The sequence below is a fragment of the Acinetobacter sp. ANC 3813 genome, from assembly GCF_002135435.1.
Lineage (GTDB): Bacteria > Pseudomonadota > Gammaproteobacteria > Pseudomonadales > Moraxellaceae > Acinetobacter.
Genome location: NZ_NEGK01000006.1, coordinates 199,577 through 218,963, shown reverse-complemented (window position 1 = coordinate 218,963; position 19,387 = coordinate 199,577). Strand labels below are relative to the sequence as shown.

General features: G+C 46.6%; 17 protein-coding genes and 5 tRNA genes. 12 read left to right on the top strand and 10 right to left on the bottom strand.

The annotated features are described in order from the left end of the window. Positions 1-14: 14 nt before the first annotated feature. Positions 15-896: a DMT family transporter gene (locus B9T34_RS11105; protein WP_086213194.1), complete on the top strand. Its 882-nt coding sequence runs from the start codon at positions 15-17 to the stop codon at positions 894-896. A 55-nt stretch (positions 897-951) separates the two neighbouring features. Here the strand turns inward: B9T34_RS11105 and coaE are convergent, their stop codons facing one another. From coaE to pilB, 4 genes are read right to left on the bottom strand one after another with little or no spacing between them, the layout of a single operon-like run. Beyond that, the gene (coaE, locus tag B9T34_RS11100) at positions 952-1,560 is read right to left on the bottom strand and encodes a dephospho-CoA kinase (RefSeq protein WP_086213193.1); all 609 of its coding nucleotides are present in this window, start codon (positions 1,558-1,560) and stop codon (positions 952-954) included. 9 nt (positions 1,561-1,569) lie between these two features. After that, complete coding sequence (locus B9T34_RS11095; RefSeq protein ID WP_086213192.1) at positions 1,570-2,430, bottom strand: prepilin peptidase; 861 nt, start codon at positions 2,428-2,430, stop codon at positions 1,570-1,572. Next, on the bottom strand, positions 2,430-3,656 hold the full coding sequence (locus tag B9T34_RS11090; protein WP_086213191.1) for a type II secretion system F family protein: 1,227 nt from the start codon (positions 3,654-3,656) through the stop codon (positions 2,430-2,432). The genes B9T34_RS11095 and B9T34_RS11090 overlap by 1 nt, the downstream gene beginning before the upstream one ends. 35 nt (positions 3,657-3,691) lie before the next feature. Next, positions 3,692-5,404, bottom strand: a complete 1,713-nt coding sequence (gene pilB, locus B9T34_RS11085) for a type IV-A pilus assembly ATPase PilB (protein ID WP_086213190.1) — start codon at positions 5,402-5,404, stop codon at positions 3,692-3,694. Positions 5,405-5,681: 277 nt separating this feature from the next. On the opposite strand from pilB, the gene tpiA reads away from it, so the two are divergent. From tpiA to B9T34_RS11030, 11 genes are all read left to right on the top strand, one after another. After that, complete coding sequence (gene tpiA, locus B9T34_RS11080; protein ID WP_086213189.1) at positions 5,682-6,473, top strand: triose-phosphate isomerase; 792 nt, start codon at positions 5,682-5,684, stop codon at positions 6,471-6,473. Between the two features lie 13 nt (positions 6,474-6,486). Further along, the gene (gene secG, locus B9T34_RS11075; protein ID WP_086213188.1) at positions 6,487-6,816 is read left to right on the top strand and encodes a preprotein translocase subunit SecG; all 330 of its coding nucleotides are present in this window, start codon (positions 6,487-6,489) and stop codon (positions 6,814-6,816) included. A gap of 53 nt (positions 6,817-6,869) precedes the next feature. Next, a tRNA-Leu gene (locus B9T34_RS11070) sits at positions 6,870-6,954 on the top strand. A 48-nt stretch (positions 6,955-7,002) separates the two neighbouring features. Continuing rightward, positions 7,003-7,079: transfer RNA gene (locus tag B9T34_RS11065), tRNA-Met, on the top strand. A gap of 70 nt (positions 7,080-7,149) precedes the next feature. Then, a tRNA-Met gene (locus B9T34_RS11060) sits at positions 7,150-7,226 on the top strand. A gap of 69 nt (positions 7,227-7,295) precedes the next feature. After that, positions 7,296-7,372: transfer RNA gene (locus tag B9T34_RS11055), tRNA-Met, on the top strand. A gap of 89 nt (positions 7,373-7,461) precedes the next feature. Next, positions 7,462-7,538 (top strand) — tRNA-Met (locus tag B9T34_RS11050). A 214-nt stretch (positions 7,539-7,752) separates the two neighbouring features. After that, positions 7,753-8,277 carry a ribosome maturation factor RimP gene (gene rimP, locus B9T34_RS11045; RefSeq protein WP_086213187.1) on the top strand — a complete coding sequence of 175 codons (525 nt, stop codon included), beginning with the start codon at positions 7,753-7,755 and terminating at the stop codon, positions 8,275-8,277. A gap of 35 nt (positions 8,278-8,312) precedes the next feature. Continuing rightward, positions 8,313-9,797: a transcription termination factor NusA gene (nusA, locus tag B9T34_RS11040; RefSeq protein WP_086213186.1), complete on the top strand. Its 1,485-nt coding sequence runs from the start codon at positions 8,313-8,315 to the stop codon at positions 9,795-9,797. Between the two features lie 10 nt (positions 9,798-9,807). After that, entirely contained in the window at positions 9,808-12,501 is a 2,694-nt protein-coding gene (gene infB / locus B9T34_RS11035; RefSeq protein WP_086213185.1) for a translation initiation factor IF-2, read from the top strand. Continuing rightward, complete coding sequence (locus B9T34_RS11030; protein WP_086213184.1) at positions 12,501-12,905, top strand: ribosome-binding factor A; 405 nt, start codon at positions 12,501-12,503, stop codon at positions 12,903-12,905. Before infB ends, B9T34_RS11030 begins: the two co-directional genes overlap by 1 nt. Positions 12,906-12,975: 70 nt before the next feature. On the opposite strand, the gene B9T34_RS11025 is transcribed toward B9T34_RS11030, so the two are convergent. Genes B9T34_RS11025 through B9T34_RS11000 form a run of 6 tightly spaced genes read right to left on the bottom strand, consistent with a single transcriptional unit; the run spans position 12,976 to position 19,194 of the window. Continuing rightward, the gene (locus B9T34_RS11025; protein WP_086213183.1) at positions 12,976-13,374 is read right to left on the bottom strand and encodes a Na+/H+ antiporter subunit G; all 399 of its coding nucleotides are present in this window, start codon (positions 13,372-13,374) and stop codon (positions 12,976-12,978) included. Between the two features lie 11 nt (positions 13,375-13,385). Continuing rightward, positions 13,386-13,661 carry a monovalent cation/H+ antiporter subunit F gene (locus B9T34_RS11020; protein ID WP_086213182.1) on the bottom strand — a complete coding sequence of 92 codons (276 nt, stop codon included), beginning with the start codon at positions 13,659-13,661 and terminating at the stop codon, positions 13,386-13,388. Next, positions 13,658-14,179 (bottom strand): Na+/H+ antiporter subunit E, encoded by a 522-nt coding sequence (locus B9T34_RS11015; RefSeq protein ID WP_086213181.1) that lies wholly within the window; start codon positions 14,177-14,179, stop codon positions 13,658-13,660. Before B9T34_RS11015 ends, B9T34_RS11020 begins: the two co-directional genes overlap by 4 nt. Then, positions 14,180-15,988: a monovalent cation/H+ antiporter subunit D gene (locus tag B9T34_RS11010; protein WP_086213180.1), complete on the bottom strand. Its 1,809-nt coding sequence runs from the start codon at positions 15,986-15,988 to the stop codon at positions 14,180-14,182. Beyond that, the gene (locus B9T34_RS11005; protein WP_086213179.1) at positions 15,988-16,353 is read right to left on the bottom strand and encodes a Na+/H+ antiporter subunit C; all 366 of its coding nucleotides are present in this window, start codon (positions 16,351-16,353) and stop codon (positions 15,988-15,990) included. The genes B9T34_RS11010 and B9T34_RS11005 overlap by 1 nt, the downstream gene beginning before the upstream one ends. A gap of 3 nt (positions 16,354-16,356) precedes the next feature. Continuing rightward, positions 16,357-19,194 (bottom strand): monovalent cation/H+ antiporter subunit A, encoded by a 2,838-nt coding sequence (locus tag B9T34_RS11000; protein ID WP_086213178.1) that lies wholly within the window; start codon positions 19,192-19,194, stop codon positions 16,357-16,359. Positions 19,195-19,387 lie beyond the last annotated feature (193 nt).

The following is a 19,387-nucleotide window of genomic DNA, read 5'->3' as shown; positions in this document are numbered from 1 at the left end:
ATAAGCTGAGTGTAATGTCTCCAAAGCAGCAAGGTTATCTTTATGTCCTCATTACCATGTGTATTTGGGGCGGGTTTACCCTTACCGCACGGCTGAGTGCCAATTGGGGGATCAGCGCTTGGGATTTGACGGCCTTACGTTTTGTATTGGCGTTTTTTATCTTGATGCCGATTCTGATTTATAAGAAAGATACGGCATTTTTGTGGAAAAAAGAGCCCTTGATTTTGGGGCTGATCGGTGGAGTAATCTATTGCTTGACCGCCTATAGCGCTTTTCACTATGCGCCAGCAGCGCATGCGGCCATTTTTCTGAATGGGTGTATTCCTTTGTGTACTGCTGTGGCGGCCTATCTGCTGTTTCAGCACGCCTTTGACCGTCATACTTGGCTTAGCTTAGGCATCATGCTGTTTTCCTTGGCTGCGATGTGCTACTTAATGTATCAGCAGACAGGGCAGGCTTTGGGCTTGGGTGATTTACTGTTTTTCCTCAGCGCAATCTGGTGGGGAATTTTTACGGTTTTACTGCGCTTTTGGAAGCTTTCTGCATGGCATGCTATGGCAGGTGTTGCGATTTGGTCCGCAATAATCTATATACCGATTTATCTGCTCTTTCTTCCCAAACATTTCACTGAGCCAGATCCTGTGCATTTAATTTCGCAGGTTCTTTTTCATGGCATATTTGTGGTGATTATTGCGACTTTGACCTATGTTGAAGCCATTAAACGTTTAGGCGCATTTAAAACAGGCAGTATTGTCACTTTGGCGCCATTTATTGCCGCCATTATTGCGGTGCCGCTGCTGAATGAGCCGCTGAATTTTGCGATTGTGTGCGGATTGATTGGTATGGGGGTTGGCGCGCTGCAGCCATGGCGCTGGTTCACGCCGCAGTCTTCATAGCAGTTATTGAATAAAAAAAGCAGTCTTTATGAGGCTGCTTTTTTATGCATCAAATTTATATGCTGGATTCGTGTGCAAAACTTAAATACTGCTTATGCAGCGGCATCAAATGCTGGTAGAGATGATCTAGATAGCCGTCATTCAGCACAATATCATCCGCCATTCGCTGTTTTTCAATACGCGGCATCTGCGCTGCAATAATTGTTTTAATTTGATCGGCATTTTGTCCATCACGTTGTGAGGCGCGCTGGATTTGCAATTCTTCGGAGGCATCGATCAGCAAAGTACGCTGTGTCAGCTCATGCTGATTCGTTTCAAACAGCAGGGGAGAAACTAAAATTGCATAAGCGCTTTTGGCTTGTGCCAGCTGCTGAATAATTGAATTGCGGATAGCAGGGTGGGTAATGTGTTCTAATGTTTTACGGGCTTCAGGCACTTTAAAAATATGTTCCCGTAAAGCGCGGCGGTTTAACTCACCGTCAGGGAGTAAAACCCAGTCGCCAAAGGCCTGCTGAATTTGATCTAACGCTGCCTGGCCTTTTTGCACCACTTCACGGGCGACGATATCTGCATCGACTACGACAATGCCTTGAGATTCAAACCAAGCACTGGCCGCAGATTTTCCGCTGCCAATACCGCCCGTTAATCCCACTACAAAATCCATGCTGATTCCTTATTGCCCTAAATAAATCTTCATAATTTGATCACCCCATAGGAAGGCGATCCAGCCAGCAATAGCAATATAAGGGCCAAAAGCGAAAGGCTGATTTTCCTTACGGATCCTGAGCAAAATAATGCCGATAATTGCACCGACCAATGATGACAATAGTACAATCAAAGGCAACAGCATTGGACCCATCCATGCGCCTAAGGCTGCGAGCAGCTTAAAGTCACCATAGCCCATGCCTTCTTTGCCTGTCACAATTTTGAAAATGTAATAGACAATCCAAAGGCAGAGGAAGCCGATGATATAGCCCCAGATGGATGCTGTCGGGCTGGTGTAAACAGCATAGCTGTTGATGCCTAAGCCTAAGGCAGCCAAAGGCAGCGTATAGCGGTCTGGCAATAACTGAGTATCGAAGTCAATAAAAGTCAGTGCGATTAAGATCCAAGTCAGGACTAAGCCGAAGAGCATTTGTACTGTAGGGCCAAAAACGGCCACGATAATCAAAGAGCAGACTGCAGTCAATAATTCAATTAAAGGGTAGCGGATGCTGATTGGATTTTGACAGCTGCCACATTTGCCTCGCAACAGCACCCAGCTGATGACAGGAATATTTTGGTACCAGCGGATAGGGGTGCTGCATTTAGGGCAGGCAGAATCTGGTTTGCTCAGCGTGATTTTGGATTCATCGATAATCGGCTGCTCAGGATGAAGCAGAAATTGGCAATCAGTGCGCCATTCCTGCTCCATCATTTTAGGCGTTCTGTAAATGACGACGTTGAGAAAACTGCCGATGCACAGGCTGATTAATCCAACAGCCATATAATGCGCTGTTGGATTTTGGATTAAATATTGAATTAGTTCGAGCATTAAACAACAGAACCCATTTGGAAAATTGGCAGGTACATTGCAACAACTAGGCCGCCTACAAGCACACCTAAGATAGCCATGATCAGGGGTTCCATCATTGAAGTTAAACCATCTACAGCATTATCTACTTCGTTTTCATAATGCGTTGCAACTTTGTCTAACATTGCATCTAGAGCACCAGACTCTTCGCCAATGGCGACCATTTGCACGGCCATAGATGGAAATTTATTGGTGACACGCATTGCAAATTGCAGCTGTTGACCTGTAGCTACATCTTCACGAATTTTCATGACTGCAGTTTCATACACCACATTATTCGTCGCGCCTGCAGTAGATTCCAGTGCATCAATCAGCGGAACACCAGCGGCAAAGGTAGTTGCTAATGTACGGCTGTAGCGGGCAATAATAGCTTTATAGACCAAATCACCAAAAATCGGTGCCTTAAGAGCTGCTTTGTCTAGGAAATCTTGGAACTTTTTACTGCGTTTTTTTGCTTCTAAAAAGCCTGCGATCGCGATAGCAATTCCGATAATCAAGATAAACCAATATTGCTGCATCCAATTCGACATATTAACAACCATTTGAGTGAATGCTGGCAGATCGGCTCCAAAGGAAGAGAATAAGTCTTGGAAAACAGGCACAACTTTAACCATCAAAATAATGGTCACAATAATGGCAACCACAATAACCGTTGCTGGATATTTCATGGCCTTTTTAATTTTTTGCTTTAATAACTCACTTTTTTCTTTATAGATAGCCACGCGGTCCAGCATGGTTTCCAGTGCACCTGACTGTTCGCCTGATTCAACCAATGAGCAAAATAAGTTATCAAAATACTGAGGATATTTACGCAGTGCGCCAGCAAAGGTATTGCCGCCTTCTACTTCACCCTTAATACCTAGTACAACTTCACGCATAGATGGATTTTCCAAGCCCTCAGCAACAATTTCAAAACCCTGCACCAAAGGTACACCTGCTTTCATCATTGTTGCCAATTGGCGCGTGAAAATAGTGATATCTAAAGTGGTCACTTTTTTCTTCATGAAGCCTTCGAGAATATTTTTGCGTTTTTCCCGTATGGTCTTGATGGTAATGCCTTGCTTACGCAAAGTGACCTTTGCAAGCGCCATGTTGCGCGCCGGCATTTCCCCTTTAAGTTTAGCCCCTTTACGGTCAACGCCTTCATAACTGAAGGTTGGCATCATCTGCGCTTTTTTGACAGCCATGAATTTATCCTTATTTTAAATATGAAATACTGCAATTATTCACTGGTTACACGATTGACTTCCTGTAAAGAAGTCACCCCCTGCATAACCTTAACTAAGCCAGAACGGCGTAAATTGTTAAACCCAGCTCTATCTGAAGCATCTGCAATCTGAATCGCGTTGCCATCTTCCATGATAATACGGGAAATTTCTGGCGTCACTTTCATCACTTCATAAATACCGACTCGGCCTTTATAGCCTTCGCGGCATTCTGCGCAGCCTACAGGCTGATAAATTTGGAAGTCTGGATTCTGCATATCTTCTTCGGTAAAACCCATTTCCAGCAGGCTTTGCTGCGGAACTTCAACAGCTTCTTTACACAGCGCGCATAAACGTCGAGCTAAGCGCTGCGCAATGACAAGATTTACCGATGTTGCAATATTGAAAGAAGGCACGCCCATGTTGCGTAAACGGGTCAATGTTTCCGGCGCACTGTTGGTATGCAGGGTAGACATCACCATATGACCGGTTTGAGCCGCTTTAATGGCAATTTCAGCAGTTTCCAAATCTCGAATCTCACCCACCATGACAATATCAGGGTCTTGGCGCAGGAACGATTTCAGCGCTGCGGCAAAAGTCAGGCCGACTTTATTGTTGACGTTCACCTGATTGATGCCTTCCAAGTTGATTTCGACAGGATCTTCTGCTGTTGAAATGTTGGTGTCTTCACGGTTCAGAATATTCAAGCCAGTATACAGCGATACCGTTTTACCAGAACCGGTCGGGCCTGTGATCAGCAGCATGCCTTGCGGTTTGTCTAAGGCCTGCATAAATAATTCTTTTTGTGCAGGCTCATAGCCGAGCGCATCAATGCCGAGCATGGCGCTGGAAGGATCCAGGATACGCAGTACGAGTTTTTCGCCAAATAAGGTAGGCAGTGAGTTGACACGGAAATCGATCGCTTTGCTTTTTGACAGTTTAAGCTTGATACGGCCATCCTGCGGAACGCGTTTTTCAGAAATATCCATTTGTGACATGACTTTTAGGCGTGAAGCTAAGCGGTTTGCCAGCTGCAGCGGCGGATTGGCAATTGTACGCAATACACCATCGACACGGTAACGGACGCGGTAGCTTTTTTCATAAGGTTCAAAATGCAAGTCCGATGCGCCCATGCGGATGGCGTCAACCAGCAGTTTATTGATGTATTTGACAATTGGCGCTTCTTCACCTTTTTCCTCTTCACTGTCGTCATTATTTGAAGAGGGGTCTGAGGCGGTTTCAATATCGAGATCAAAGTCATCATCAAAATCGAAAGTGCTTTCTTCCGCAAACTGCTGTTCAATCAGCTTTTCAAGCTTATTGTATTCAACAATGATTGTCTCAGTGTTCATTTTACTGCTGAAACGAATCGCATCGACGGCTTCAATATTGGTCGGGTTGCTGGTGGCAACATACAGCACATTCGAGTGTTTGAAAATCGGCAGAACGCGATAGCGCGTAATCAGCTTTTCATCTATATCTTCACGAACAATGAGATTTGCGTCATAGGCAGCAATATCAAAAATCGGTTCGCCGAATTCTGCAGAAATTGTTTCCGCAATCGTCAATGAGGATAATTTCATCTCGTTGATCAGGTAGGCGACGATATCTTGATTGGCCTTTTTTGCATTTAAAATCGCATCGCGCATTTTATCGGCAGATACCTGTCCTTCTTCGACCAGGCGCCGAATAAATCCTGTAAATCTTGGAGAACCTTGTAGTGCTGTCATGCTTCAATATGCCTATGCGTCAATTTGTTTATAATTGGTATGCTAAAATTATACTTTTGTTATTTAAAAATACCATATCTTAAAATGTTGTCACTACCTAAGTATTGATCAAAACTTTGAACTAGTCCTTAAATCATCAGGAATTTTTTGAAAAAAGCTATTAAAAAAAGAATTCAGCCTTTTTATATTGAAAATAGCATGAGGAAAACTATCATCAAAATTTTCAATTGCGTGTAGAATGTGCCGGTTTTCATCTATTAGTTTCTGCAGGTTATTTATGTCGGTTCCGGCGATTACACCTTGGGTTGTGGGCAATTGGAAAATGAACCCAATGCAGGCAAGTGCCAAACAGTTAGTGCAAGAATTAAAACAATTGCTTCAAAATCAAAATATTGAAGAATCAGATTGTCATATGGGTGTCGCGCCAATTGCTTTGGCATTGACCGATATACGTGCGCAATTGCATGACAGCAGCCGTACAGTTTATACCGTAGCGCAGGATGTTTCCCGTTTTGCAGGCACAGGGGCATATACAGGTGAAATCAGCGCTGAATTGCTGCAGGACAGCGGAATCGGCTTTGTACTGGTTGGTCATTCTGAACGCCGTGAATATTTTGCTGATACGCCAGCGATATTAAATGAAAAAATTAAAAATGCATTAAATGCCAATTTAAAAGTCATTTATTGCGTAGGTGAAAGCTTGGAACAGCGTGAAAACGGACAGGCTGAGCTTACGGTGCTTCAGCAAATCTGTGATATTGCTGCAGTTGTACAAGCTGAGCAATGGAACAATATTATCGTTGCTTATGAGCCGATTTGGGCGATTGGTACAGGCAAAACCGCGTCTCCGGAAGATGCGCAGGCGATGCATGCTAAAATCCGTGAAGGCCTGAGTCAAATCACCCCTGCTGGCAAAACCATGGCTATTTTATATGGCGGTAGTGTAAAGCCTGAAAATGCAGTAGAGTTAGCAGCCTGTCCAGACATCAATGGTGCATTGGTTGGCGGTGCATCATTAAATGCAGAGTCGTTCTATAAAATTGCTCAAGCATTTGCGAATACAAAATAATTAGGAGTGCAGCATGCAAACTTTTGTGCTGGTAGTACATATTATCTTAGCCGTTTTGATGATTGTTCTGATTTTAGTTCAGCATGGCAAAGGGGCGGATGCGGGCGCATCTTTTGGCGGCGGCGGCGCGGCAACAGTGTTTGGCGCCTCGGGTTCAGCTAATTTCTTAACCCGTTTAACCGCGGTGCTGACAGCTTTATTCTTTGTGACCAGCTTAACGCTGGCCGTGTATGCGAAGAAGCAAACGACAGATGCATACAGCTTGAAATCGATTTCTTCAGCGCCTGCAGTTCCTGTAAAAGCGGCTGAAACTTCGCCAACCGCACCTAAAACAGCCGAATAATATTATTTAGCTCTTTCTTTTTTTGGACTGTGCGTCTAGAATGCGTCACTGCTGCGGTGGTGGTGGAATTGGTAGACACGCTACCTTGAGGTGGTAGTGCTTTCGGGCGTGGGGGTTCAAGTCCCCCCTTCCGCACCAACTTGTTATCCAGAAAATATAAGTTGGTGTTAGCGGCAAATCTGTTGATGCGGGATGGAGCAGTCTGGTAGCTCGTCGGGCTCATAACCCGAAGGTCGTTGGTTCAAATCCAGCTCCCGCTACCAATCAACTTTATTTAAGATGCAACTTAAATAAACAGTTTTGAAAAAAGCTGAGATAAATTTGCACTGTTGATGCGGGATGGAGCAGTCTGGTAGCTCGTCGGGCTCATAACCCGAAGGTCGTTGGTTCAAATCCAGCTCCCGCTACCAATCAACTTTATTTAAGATGCAACTTAAATAAACAGTTTTTTTGAAGCTGAGATCATTTTGCAATATTGATGCGGGATGGAGCAGTCTGGTAGCTCGTCGGGCTCATAACCCGAAGGTCGTTGGTTCAAATCCAGCTCCCGCTACCAATTCTGATTAAGGTGCAACTTAATCAGGTACAGTTGATCAGTTTTCATTGAAAGTGATTAGCATTTTGTATATAATTTTTGCACGTTGATGCGGGATGGAGCAGTCTGGTAGCTCGTCGGGCTCATAACCCGAAGGTCGTTGGTTCAAATCCAGCTCCCGCTACCAAGTTTCTAAAAGAGGCTCACAACTAGGTGGGCCTTTTTGCACAGTGGACTATGGTTTTCTGTGCATAATTGGGGCGATTACGCCCTTTTTTATTGGCTATCGTGTAGTGTCGGCATAAATTTGGTCAAATCGTCATGTTTCACTACTACAATAGTTGACATTGGTCTGTAGTGGTCATTTCGGCCATCAAATCTCATAATTTTGACGAGAGTAAATGAAGCTATCAAATAAAACTCAAGCACTTCAGGACTTAATTGCACCGGCTGTGCAGGCATGTAATGTGGATCTTTGGGGTATTGATTTTGTGCCTCAAGGCAAGCGTTCGCTATTGCGTATTTATATCGACAAACCGGTAGGCGAAAACGCAGCGCCAGTCATCAATCAAGATGGTGAAGAAGAGCAGGGCCGCGGTATTGGCGTGCAGGACTGTGTGCGTGTAACACAGCAGGTTGGCGCGATTTTAGACGTACATGACCCGATCTCAGGTGAATATGCGCTGGAAGTGTCGTCTCCTGGCTGGGACCGTCCGTTTTATACACTGGATCAAATGTCTGGCTATGTCGGCCAGCAAGTTGCATTGCGCCTTATCAGTGCTGTAGATAACCGCCGTAAATTCCAGGCAAAACTGGTTGCAGTAGATCTTGAAAATGAAATCATTCAGGTTGAAGTTGAAAAGCAGCAAGTACTGGAAATCGACAGTCACAATATTGATAAAGCAAATTTAATCTTCCAAGATTAATTCAATAAATAAGAATCTTGACGAATAGGTGACTTATGGCACGTGAAATTCTTACCGTAGTAGAAACGGTTAGTAACGAGAAAGGTGTACCTCGCGACGCAATTTTTGAAGCGCTTGAACAAGCTCTCGTTGCTGCGACTAAAAAGAAATTCTACGAGGGCACAAATTCTGAAGAAGCGCGCCTTCGTGTGGAAATCGACCGCCGTACAGGTGATTACGCGACTTTCCGTCAATGGGAAGTGGTTGCAGATGAAGATCACGAAATGCCTGCTTGTCAGGATGCGATCTCTGATGTTGATCCTGCGAAATGGTCAATTGGCGATATCCGTGAACTTGAAGTTGAATCAATCGACTTCGGCCGTATTGCTGCGCAAATTGCGAAGCAAGTCATCGTGCAAAAGATTCGTGAAGCTGAACGCGCTTTAATCGCTGATGCCTATGAGTCTAAAGTGGGTGAGCTGATTTACGGTGAAGTGAAGAAGCAAACAAAAGACGGCTTTATCATTGACTTAGGTGATAATGCTGAAGCGTATCTTGCACGTGAAGAAATGATTGCAAAAGAAATTTTGCGTCCTAAACAGCGTGTAAATGCCATTCTTTTCAATGTCAATCGCGAAGGCCGCGGCGCTCAATTGCAGCTTTCCCGCGCTAAATCTGAAATGCTGATTGCATTGATGAAAAAAGAGATTCCAGAAATCTCAGAAGAAATCATTGAAATTAAAGCTGCTGCCCGTCAACCGGGTGTGCGTGCTAAAATTGCAGTGAAAACGAACGATCACCGTATTGATCCAGTAGGCGCTTGTATCGGTATGCGCGGTACGCGTATCCAAGCGGTACAGCAAGAACTGAATGGCGAGCGCATTGATGTTGTGGTTTGGTCTGATGATCCAGCACAATATATCGCAAGCGCATTAGAGCCTGCTGATGTATCTGGCATTGTGATTGATGAAGAAGAGCGTACAGCTGACATTATCTTCGCAACCAGCGATCAATTGGCGCGTGCAATTGGCTCTCAGGGCCAAAACGTACGTCTTGCTTCTGAATTGACTGGTTATAAACTGAACATGATGCTTGAAGATGAGTATCATGCACGTCAGCAAAACGAAGCACAGCAATATTTAGACCTGTTTGTTTCACGTCTGGATATTGAAGAAGACCTTGCGATGGCATTGGTTGAAATGGGCTTCACATCAGTAGAAGAAATTGCTTATGTTCCTGCAGAAACATTCGATGAAATCGAGTTGGATGCGGAAACTGTAGAAGCGCTTCAAGGCCGTGCAAAAGAAGTTGCATTGGCAGATGCGTTGAAACAGCAGGAAAATATTCAAGAGCCGAGTCCTGAACTTGCTGCAATGGAAGGTATGACTCAAGAGATCGCGTATGCACTAGCTGCCCGCGGTGTGATTACAGTAGACGACTTGGCTGACCAAGCGACTGACGATATCGCAGATATCGAAGGTTTGGGTACAGAAAAAGCAGGTCAACTGATTATGAAAGCGCGCGAATCATGGTTTAACTAGGAGGTAATATATGACGGACAAGTCGATTAAAGAGTTGGCGCTCAACGTGGGTACCCCGGTTGAGAAGCTGCTGGAACAGGTTCGTGATGCAGGTTTGCCGCAAGGTAAAGCTGACGACATTATTACCGCCGAACAACAAAATGTGCTCGTCAACCATTTGAAAAAAATTCATGGTCAAGATGATGCACATGCAGGAAAGATCACGTTGAAACGTAAAACGACCAGTACAGCTAAAGTAGCAAGTACATCAGGTAAGGCTAAGACTATTAACGTAGAAGTTCGCAAGAAGCATACGTTTACTAAGCCAGATCCAGAACAGATTAAAGCTGAAGCTTTAGCGAAAGCTCAAGCGGATCAAAAAGCGCGTGAAGCGGGTGATAAGCCAGCTCAAGCGCCAGTTCAAGGCGACTCTAAAGCGAAGCAAGCTTTAGATGCAATGCGCGCAGCTGCTAAGCAAGAAACTGCTAAGCAGGAAGTGCCAAAAGCTGCCGTTGTAGTGAAGCGTAAATCAACCAATAAGCCGATTGTGAAGCAAACGGTTAAAGTGGTTGAAACCGCTGAACAGAAAAAAGTGCGTGAAGCGCAAGCAGCGCAATTAAAAGCGACTGAAGAAGCAGTGCGCCGCAAGGCCGCTGAAGAAGCGCAGCAGCGTACGCTTGAGCAAATGCGTCAAATGGCGTCTAAGTATTCTTCTGAAGATACGACAGCGACAATTCGTGTTGTTGATGATTCTCCATTGGCAGCTGGTCTAGTTGGCCAGGCGTATGAAGACTCGTTTGCAAAAGAAGACCGTGAAATTAAACGTGGTACAAATACCCCGAATACGCGGTCATCTAAGAAGGGCGGCCGTCGCGGTGAAGAACAGTCATTCCGTGATAACTCACATAAACGCGGTTTAAAAACAAGTCAATCGAACAAACATGGCTTCGAAAAACCTGTTAAAAAACAAGTTTATGATGTGGAAATCGGTGAAACGATTATTGTGGCTGACTTAGCTGCAAAAATGGCGATTAAAGTTCGTGAAGTGATCAAATCACTGATGAAAATGGGTGAATTGGTTACTCAGAACCAAGCGATTGAGCAGGAAATTGCTGCGCTTGTTGTTGAAGAAATGGGCCATAACCCAGTATTGGTATCTGAAACTCAAGCGGAAGATAACCTGCTGGAAGCGGCTGAAGAAGCGCGCGGCGCACAAACAACGCGTCCGCCAGTTGTTACAATCATGGGTCACGTAGACCATGGTAAAACATCGCTTCTTGACCGTATCCGCCGTGCGAAAGTTGCACAAGGCGAAGCGGGCGGCATTACGCAGCATATCGGCGCTTACCATGTGAAAACTGAGAAAGGCATTATTACTTTCTTGGATACTCCGGGACACGCAGCGTTTACTGCAATGCGTTCACGCGGTGCAAAAGCGACAGATATCGTGGTATTGGTTGTTGCAGCAGATGACGGTGTAATGCCGCAAACTGCAGAAGCAATTGACCATGCACGTGCAGCAGGTACGCCAATTATTGTTGCGATCAACAAAATGGATAAAGAATCTGCTGATCCAGACCGCGTATTGAATGAATTGACAACCAAAGAAATCGTTCCTGAACAATGGGGCGGTGACGTACCAGTTGCAATGGTTTCAGCGCACTCTGGTCAAGGTATCGATGAACTTCTTGATTTGATTTCAATTCAAGCGGAAATGCTTGAGCTGAAAGCGTCTGAAGAAGGTGCGGCTCAAGGTGTTGTAATTGAAGCGCGTGTTGACAAAGGCCGCGGTGCTGTTACTTCGATTCTTGTTCAAAACGGTACATTGAAAGTAGGTGATCTTGTTCTTGCAGGTGCATCTTACGGCCGTGTACGTGCGATGACTGATGAAAATGGTCAGCGTATCAAATCTGCGGGCCCTTCAATTCCTGTGGAAATTCTGGGTCTTCCAGAAGCGCCAATGGCAGGTGATGAAGTTCTTGTTGTTGATGACGAGAAAAAAGCGCGTGAAGTTGCTGATGCGCGTATGGATCGTGAGCGTCAAAAACGTCTTGAACGTCAAAGCGCTATGCGTCTAGAGAACTTAATGGCATCTATGGGCAAGAAAGATGTTCCGATTGTGAACGTTGTGCTTAAAACAGATGTACGCGGTACTTTAGAAGCATTGCATGTTGCGCTTGCAGAGCTTGCAACTGATGAAGTTAAAGTGCGCGTAATCAGTTCAGGTGTTGGTGCGATCACTGAATCTGACGTGATTCTTGCAGAATCTTCAGAAGCGGTGCTTCTAGGCTTTAACGTTCGTGCGGATACCGCAGCGCGTCAAAAAGCTGATGCAGATGGCATTGATATCCGTTACTACTCAGTAATTTATGAACTGATTGATGACGTGAAAGCGGCAATGAGCGGCAAGCTTGCGCCAGAACACCGTGAAACAATTCTGGGTGTTGCTGAAGTGCGTGAAGTATTCCACTCAAGCAAATTTGGCGCTGCAGCAGGCTGTATGGTTCTGGAAGGTGTATTGCACCGCAACAAACCAATCCGTGTATTGCGTGAAGATGTAGTTGTCTTCCAAGGTGAACTTGAATCACTTCGCCGCTATAAAGAAGTGGTTGAAGACGTTCGCGCCGGCATGGAATGTGGTCTGGCAGTGAAAGGCTATAAAGACATCAAAGCGAAAGACAAGATCGAAGTTTATGATGTTCAATTGATTAAACGGAGTCTTTAATGGCGGGTAGTCAGCGTCTTAAGCGTATGGCAGATACAGTTCAGCGCGAGTTGTCTGAACTGATCCGTCAGGAGCTTAAAGATCCGCGTTTAGGTGGTCTGGTGACCATCTCTGCGGTGAAAGTCAGCCCAGATTTAGGCTATGCTGAAGTTTATGTCACTGTAATGGGGCGTGAATTAGGCGATGAGCAAAGCGAAGCGGCGAATAAGGAAACTTTGGAGGTCTTGAATAAGGCTTCTGGTTTCCTGCGTCATGAGCTTGGCCGCCGCATTAAGACACGCATAACGCCGCGTTTGCGTTTCCACTATGACAAGACCAATGCGTATGGCAACTATATGTTTGGCCTGATTGCTGAAGCAGTGAAGGATTTACCTCCTGAAGAAGCAAAAAAAGATGATGAATAAGTCCTGACTGGACATTAAAAAAGCCACCTTCGGGTGGCTTTTTTTTGCTGGAAATAGTAAATAGTCTGGATTAGAGCTGTTTATCCGTATCTTCACGCTTTTGATAAAAAGCTCGGCGGCGGGTGCGCTGCCAAGGTAAAGGGCGGTTCAGCGTTTCAGGCACTTCACCGCTAATAGAGCGTAAGCGCAGGTGCAGTGCGGCTTGCGCAATTAAATTAGCTGATACTGGGGCGGTAATGAATGCTAAAAGTGTCAGCAGCAGTTCGGCAAAGCCAAAGCGCCCCTGAAAAGCTGAGTAGATGATGGAAGCGATCAAAAAGCTGCCTAAGCCTAAAGTGCTGGATTTAGTCGGCGCATGCAGGCGCATGAATAAATCTGGCAAGCGCACCATGCCAATTCCGCCGACCAGCATAAAAAAGGCGCCGATGATGAGGAAAATTGAAACGGCAATTTCCATAGCAAGCTGCATTGTAAATTCTCCTAATCAATCACATGGCCGGTGGTGAAGTAGCGCGCAAGAGCGGCTGTCGACACAAAGCCCAGCATGGCCACCAGTAAAGCGCCTTCAAACATTGCGGTGCTTGCCCAGTAAATCCCTAAAATAACCACAAGGCAGGTGGCATTTAAAAACAGGGTATCTAAAGCCAGCAAGCGGTCTACAATCGATGGGCCGATAATCAGGCGTATGAGGCACAAGATCATAGAAATAGTAACGGCGCCCAAACAGAGTGCCAGAGCATAAGGCAAGATAGTCATGATTGCGCTCCTGATTGAACACCAAAGATCTGCATCAGCGGTTTTTCATAGCGGTTTTTAATGTTTTGAATTTCCGCTTCAGTGTCTTCAATATTTAAAGCATGAACCAGAATGTCACCGCGGTCTTGATCGATACCTGCAGAGACTGTGCCTGGTGTCGTGGTAATGATCATCGCAAGCAGGGTATTCACTTCTTCATGCTGCGTATCTAAAGGCACGCGGAACCATTTTGGATGCAGCTTATGCGTCGGTCCTAAAACCAGTTTAGCCACTTGTATATTGCAGACAATGATGTCCCACAGTACTGAAAAAAATAAGCTGACTGCAGGTTTCCAGTCAATATTTGGTGTGCGCTCAATAAAAGGGCGCACGAGACGCGGAATAAATACGGCCAGAATGAGCGCCATTATGATGGAGCCAGAGTCTAAACTATGGCCCAGCATCAGCCAGCTGGCTCCGACAATGACTGAAACCAGGGGATGAGGGAACCAGCGCTCTAAAAGAGATGCAACTTTCATTTAAGGCTCCTGCACAGGTTTCAGTTGAGTGTCTGAATTGGACTGCTCCTCAAGGCTCTGCATCTGAATCTGACGTTTTTTATAGTCAGAGATATGTTCGCCATTCAGTGTCTCAGGCGCAATCAGCTGAGGAATAAGATGCGCATTTTGATCGGCGGTTTCGCCGCCATATTTGGTTTCTGGCAAATAAGCAGAATCAAATGGCTGAACACTGATAATAGTGCCATCTTCATCTTTTTTCAGCAGGGTGTCTTCATACAGCGCATTGTTTTGAATTTGCACAGCTGTACTGGAGACGTAGCTGTAAATGGGTGCAGCAAAGGCCATATAGGCGATCAGCCCAGTCAGCAATAAATAAATGACTGTGTCATTGCGCTTGGGGGCAGTGGCCGGCAATGCCTGATAGCGTGCATATTCTTGCGTTTCAGGATTATCTTCCGGCCGAGTGGCGCGCCAAAACAGAATAAAGCCAACCCGTGTCATGGCAATAATGCTGAGCAGGCTCACGGCTAAAACCGTTAAAATAATCAGCAGCTGGTAAGGAGATGATGATGTTGCCTGCAAGATGAAGACTTTACCCAGAAAGCCGCTGAACGGCGGCAAGCCTGCCATCATCAAAGCAATAATAAAATAAGTGATCGCAACGGTTTTATGCTGCTTCATTTGCGGTGCAGCTTTAAAGTGGTCTTTAAATTCACCGCGCTGTGAAGTGATCCAGCCGCACAGGATATAAAAGGCTGCGCCTGCGACAGTACTGTGGACTAAATAATATAGGCCAGCTGCCCATGCCTGAGCATTGAACAGCGAAATCGCAATTAAAATGGTACCGATGGATGACAGGATCATAAAGCCGACAAAACGGCGCAGGCGTTCTGCACCGATCGCGCCAATCACGCCATATACAGAGGTAATTAAGCCAATCGGAAGCAGCCAGCTTTGCAAGATTTCACGGCTGACCGTATCATCAAACACTGTACCATTGATGCGCAGGATAGCGTAAATGCCGACTTTGGTCATGATGGTAAAGATGGCTGCAACTGGCGTGGTTGCGACTGCATAGGTTTTGGGCAGCCAAAAGCCGACAGGCAGCATAGCAGCCTTAATGCCAAACACCACGAACAGCAAGAGTCCGCCTGCAACCGCTAAGCGGTGCTGATCTGCTTCCAGCAGCGGCATCAGGCGCGCGACATCCGCCATATTCAGGCTGCCGACACTGCCGTAAATAAGACCGAGGCCAATCAGGAAGAGCGCAGAGGCGACAAGATTGATCGTGACATAATGAATGCCGAGCTGAAAGCGCGCTTTGCCTTGACCATGCAGCAGCAGGACATAAGAGGCCATCAACAGAATTTCAAAGAATACGAACAGGTTAAATAAGTCACCTGTTAAGAATGCGCCGCACAGCCCCATCAGTAAAAAATGGAACATGGCATGGAAGTAGCGCCCGCGTTCATCCCATTCTTTGCTGGCATACCACATAATGGGCACTGCCAAGCCATAGGTCAGCACCAGCATGAACGCTGAGAGTCGATCCAGCACTAAAACAATGCCGAAAGGCGCTGCCCATTCACTCAGATTGTAGACACTGATTTGCCCTGAACTGGCAAAAATCAGGTAGCTGACTGCTGTGCCCAGGCCCAGCAGGGAAGATACAAAACTGATGCCGCGCCGCCAAGGCTGACGCCAGTCATGCGCTAAGGAGCCAGAGCCGGGATTGCCCAGCAGCACCAAAATAAATGCAGTGAGTGCAGGAATTAAAATACTGAAAATGGGCGTATGCTGTGTCCAAAATTGGATGAAATCATTCATTATGGCTCATCCTCCCGCGGGTCAATCTGCGGTATTTCTTCTTTTGAGTCCACGTGATCTGTTCCAGATTCAAAACGGCTGCGTAAAGCCAGCTGTACAATAAAGGCTGTAGTGGCAAAACCAATCACAATGGCGGTCAGCACCAGCGCTTGCGGCAGCGGATCGGTTGTTTTGGCCGTTTCTGTTAAGACTGCTGGCGCATTGATTTGAATGCGGCCCATGGCAAATAAAAATAGATTCACCGCATAGCCGATCATCGCTAAGCCAAGCACGACCGGGAAGGTACGCGCACGCAGGATCAAGTAGATGCCTGTTGCAGTCAGCAGGCCAATGGCAGTGGTCAATAATAATTCGATACTGATCATGGCTTATCCTCTTGGTACTGGGCCAGACATGCTGGTATGGCGGGAGTCACCTAAAACTGAAATCATCAGCATGGTTGCACCGACTACAGTCACATACACCCCGACATCAAACAGCGCCGCGCTGGCCAAATGCATATCTCCTAAAATGGGCAGATGCATGTGAATATGCGCGCTGGTGAGAAATGGTCGGCCCCAGAACCATGAACCTAAGCCTGTTAAGCCGGCAATGACTAAGCCTGTGCCAATCCAGATTTCATATAGGCGGCCAGATTTTGCGCGCAGCAGGCGTTCTGCTTGATCTTGACCGAGCGCGATATATTGAATGACCAGCGCCAAGGAGGTAATTAAGCCTGCGATGAATCCGCCGCCTGGCAAGTTGTGACCGCGCAGGAAAATGTAAAGACTGACCACCAGCGCCAAAGGCAATACCCACGACGCAGTGATTCGGAACATGAGCGGAGACGGGTTAAAGCGGTAAGTCAGCCCTTGGGTAATGGTGGTGCCATGCGCGCGCATGCCATCCATCATGCAGAGTGCGCCAATGGCAGCAATGCCCAGTACGGTAATTTCACCAAAGGTATCGAATCCGCGGAAATCCACCAGAATCACATTCACGACATTGGTGCCGCCGCCCAGCGGAATGGACTGCTGTAAAAAGAACCATGAAATGGAATTATGGTCACGGGTCAAAATCAGCCAAGTAATCCAAGCAATGCCAGCGCCGCCAGCAATCGCGATTAAAGCATCGCGCCAGCGCCGAGAAATGCTGGATTCATACGGGGTGAGCTGAGGCAATAATGACAGGCTCATCAGCAGCAGCACCGTTGTTACGACATCGACTGTAATTTGCGTTAAGGCTAAGTCTGGCGCAGAGAAACAGATGAACACCATGGTGACCACAAGGCCGACCGCGCCGCTGATCAGGACGGCTTTAATGCGTTCATGATGGAACCACAGCATCATCCAGCAGGCAGAGAACAGCAGCAGCCATAAAACGATAGCCATTGCTGGCGCATGCGTCAGTTCACGAGTGCCTGTTCCTATGCCTTGGGAGGCTAAAGGCCATGCAGTGAGGGCGATGCTGAACAGGACAATCCACATCAGATAACTTTGCAGCGAGCCATTTTCGGTTGCGCGTTTGAATTTTCGAGAATTCAGCAGCAGGTGCTTTAAGAACAGGTCAAATAAAATCCGGCCTTGAAACTTTCCAAGAACAGGATCTAAATCAATATGGCGGATGCGGCTGCCTTTGGCGAGTGAAAAATAGAAAGCGATACCGCCCAGCAGCGCAATCGCGCTCATCAGCAGCGGAAGATTAAAGCCATGCCAAAGCGCAATATGCACGCCTTCGAAAGCAAAGTTTTGCGTGCTGGCCTGCGTCGTGCTGTTGACAATCTTTTCAATCAGCAGGGCAGGCAATATGCCGACTAGAATGCACAGTACCGCCAGCAATGCAGCTGGCGCACGCATGCCGAAAGGCGGTTCATGCGCATCTTTATTGGGCACATCTTTACCGATCGGGCCATCAAAAAACACGCCATGCACCAAGCGGATAGAATAAGCCACTGCAAAAATGCCGGCAAAAGTTGCGGTCACGGCTGCGCCGATCATCACGGGTCCACTGAGATTGGCCAGTAACTCGGTAAAGAACATTTCTTTGGAGAGAAAACCATTGGTCAGCGGTACGCCAGCCATCGAGGCAGCGGTGATCATGGTCAGCGTAGCGGTAAACGGCAGCAGCTGCCAAAGTCCGCTGAGCTTGCGCAGGTCGCGTGTACCTGACTCATGGTCAATAATCCCGGCAATCATAAACAGCGCAGCTTTAAAGGTTGCATGGTTAATGATGTGGAAGATTGCTGCGGCAACCGCCAGCGGTGAACCGATCCCCAGCAAGCAGACAATTAAGCCCAAATGGCTGATGGTGGAATAGGCCAATAAGCCTTTTAAATCTTCTTTAAAAATGGCAAAGAAAGCTGCCATGCATAAGGTAAACAGGCCGACAAAAGTCACAATATTATGATAAAGCGCTGCGCCGGCAAAAATCGGCAGTAAGCGCGCCAGCAGGAAAATGCCTGCTTTGACCATGGTCGCAGAGTGCAAATAAGCCGATACGGGGGTTGGCGCGGCCATCGCATTGGGCAGCCAGAAATGAAAGGGGAACTGCGCGCTTTTGGTAAATGCGCCCATGAGGGTGAGCAGTAAAATTGGAACAAATAAAGCATGGCTTTGGATCTGTTCGCGCATGCCCAAAATCTGGTCTATTTGATAGGTGCCAGTGACTTGTCCAAGCAGAATGAATGCGCCCAGCAGGCAAAGCCCGCCCATGCCGGTAATGGTCAGCGCCATGCGTGAGCCGCGCTGTGCCGCTTCGTAATTGCTCCAATAGCCGACCAGCAGGAAAGACGAAATACTGGTGAGCTCCCAAAATACCAACAGCAGCATTAAATTATTGGATAAGGAGATGCCGAGCATGGCGGCCATAAACAGCATCAGCAGAAAATACAGTTTGCTGAGTGAATTTTTAGGGCTGAGATAAAAGTACGCGTAGATGTAAATCAGTGTGCCGATACCGCTGATCAGCAGTGCAAACAGTAGGCCAAGCGCATCGAGGCGGAAGCTGAAGTCTAGGCCCAGCTGAGGAAGCCAAGTCCACGTTTGTATGACTGTATGACCATTAAAGACCTCTTTTGCTTGAGTCAGAAGCAGGGCTAGACTGCTGATGCTGACTCCAATCGCCCCTAAGGCGGTTGCTCCGCGAGAGAACTGCTTGAGCCAAGAGACTAGAAAAGTCCCAAGCACCAGCGGTAAGAAGATAATTATCGGCAGCACACTCGTATCCATTGTCGTGATTAGGCTCTGCGCCTAGAGTGAATCTTTATCTTTCAAGGATTAGAGGACAGCAAGGAGCCATCCAAAATGTTCAATCTTGAAAGCCAATGTGTTTTAAATAAAAAACAGCTGTGTTGCGCAGCATGTATGTGATTGCAAAATCCGATTTTATTAAGAAAATTGCAAATAAAACCGATCATATTAC

Coding starts and splice junctions, on each gene's coding strand:
- B9T34_RS11025 (WP_086213183.1), bottom strand. CDS start 13,374: ATGCAGCTTGCTATGGAAATTGCCGTTTCAATTTTCCTCATCATCGGC.
- nusA (WP_086213186.1), top strand. CDS start 8,313: ATGGCACGTGAAATTCTTACCGTAGTAGAAACGGTTAGTAACGAGAAA.
- B9T34_RS11010 (WP_086213180.1), bottom strand. CDS start 15,988: ATGAATGATTTCATCCAATTTTGGACACAGCATACGCCCATTTTCAGT.
- B9T34_RS11020 (WP_086213182.1), bottom strand. CDS start 13,661: ATGACTATCTTGCCTTATGCTCTGGCACTCTGTTTGGGCGCCGTTACT.
- B9T34_RS11000 (WP_086213178.1), bottom strand. CDS start 19,194: ATGGATACGAGTGTGCTGCCGATAATTATCTTCTTACCGCTGGTGCTT.
- coaE (WP_086213193.1), bottom strand. CDS start 1,560: ATGGATTTTGTAGTGGGATTAACGGGCGGTATTGGCAGCGGAAAATCT.
- pilB (WP_086213190.1), bottom strand. CDS start 5,404: ATGACAGCACTACAAGGTTCTCCAAGATTTACAGGATTTATTCGGCGC.
- tpiA (WP_086213189.1), top strand. CDS start 5,682: ATGTCGGTTCCGGCGATTACACCTTGGGTTGTGGGCAATTGGAAAATG.
- B9T34_RS11090 (WP_086213191.1), bottom strand. CDS start 3,656: ATGGCTGTCAAAAAAGCGCAGATGATGCCAACCTTCAGTTATGAAGGC.
- secG (WP_086213188.1), top strand. CDS start 6,487: ATGCAAACTTTTGTGCTGGTAGTACATATTATCTTAGCCGTTTTGATG.
- infB (WP_086213185.1), top strand. CDS start 9,808: ATGACGGACAAGTCGATTAAAGAGTTGGCGCTCAACGTGGGTACCCCG.
- B9T34_RS11015 (WP_086213181.1), bottom strand. CDS start 14,179: ATGAAAGTTGCATCTCTTTTAGAGCGCTGGTTCCCTCATCCCCTGGTT.
- B9T34_RS11005 (WP_086213179.1), bottom strand. CDS start 16,353: ATGATCAGTATCGAATTATTATTGACCACTGCCATTGGCCTGCTGACT.
- B9T34_RS11030 (WP_086213184.1), top strand. CDS start 12,501: ATGGCGGGTAGTCAGCGTCTTAAGCGTATGGCAGATACAGTTCAGCGC.
- B9T34_RS11095 (WP_086213192.1), bottom strand. CDS start 2,430: ATGCTCGAACTAATTCAATATTTAATCCAAAATCCAACAGCGCATTAT.
- rimP (WP_086213187.1), top strand. CDS start 7,753: ATGAAGCTATCAAATAAAACTCAAGCACTTCAGGACTTAATTGCACCG.
- B9T34_RS11105 (WP_086213194.1), top strand. CDS start 15: ATGTCTCCAAAGCAGCAAGGTTATCTTTATGTCCTCATTACCATGTGT.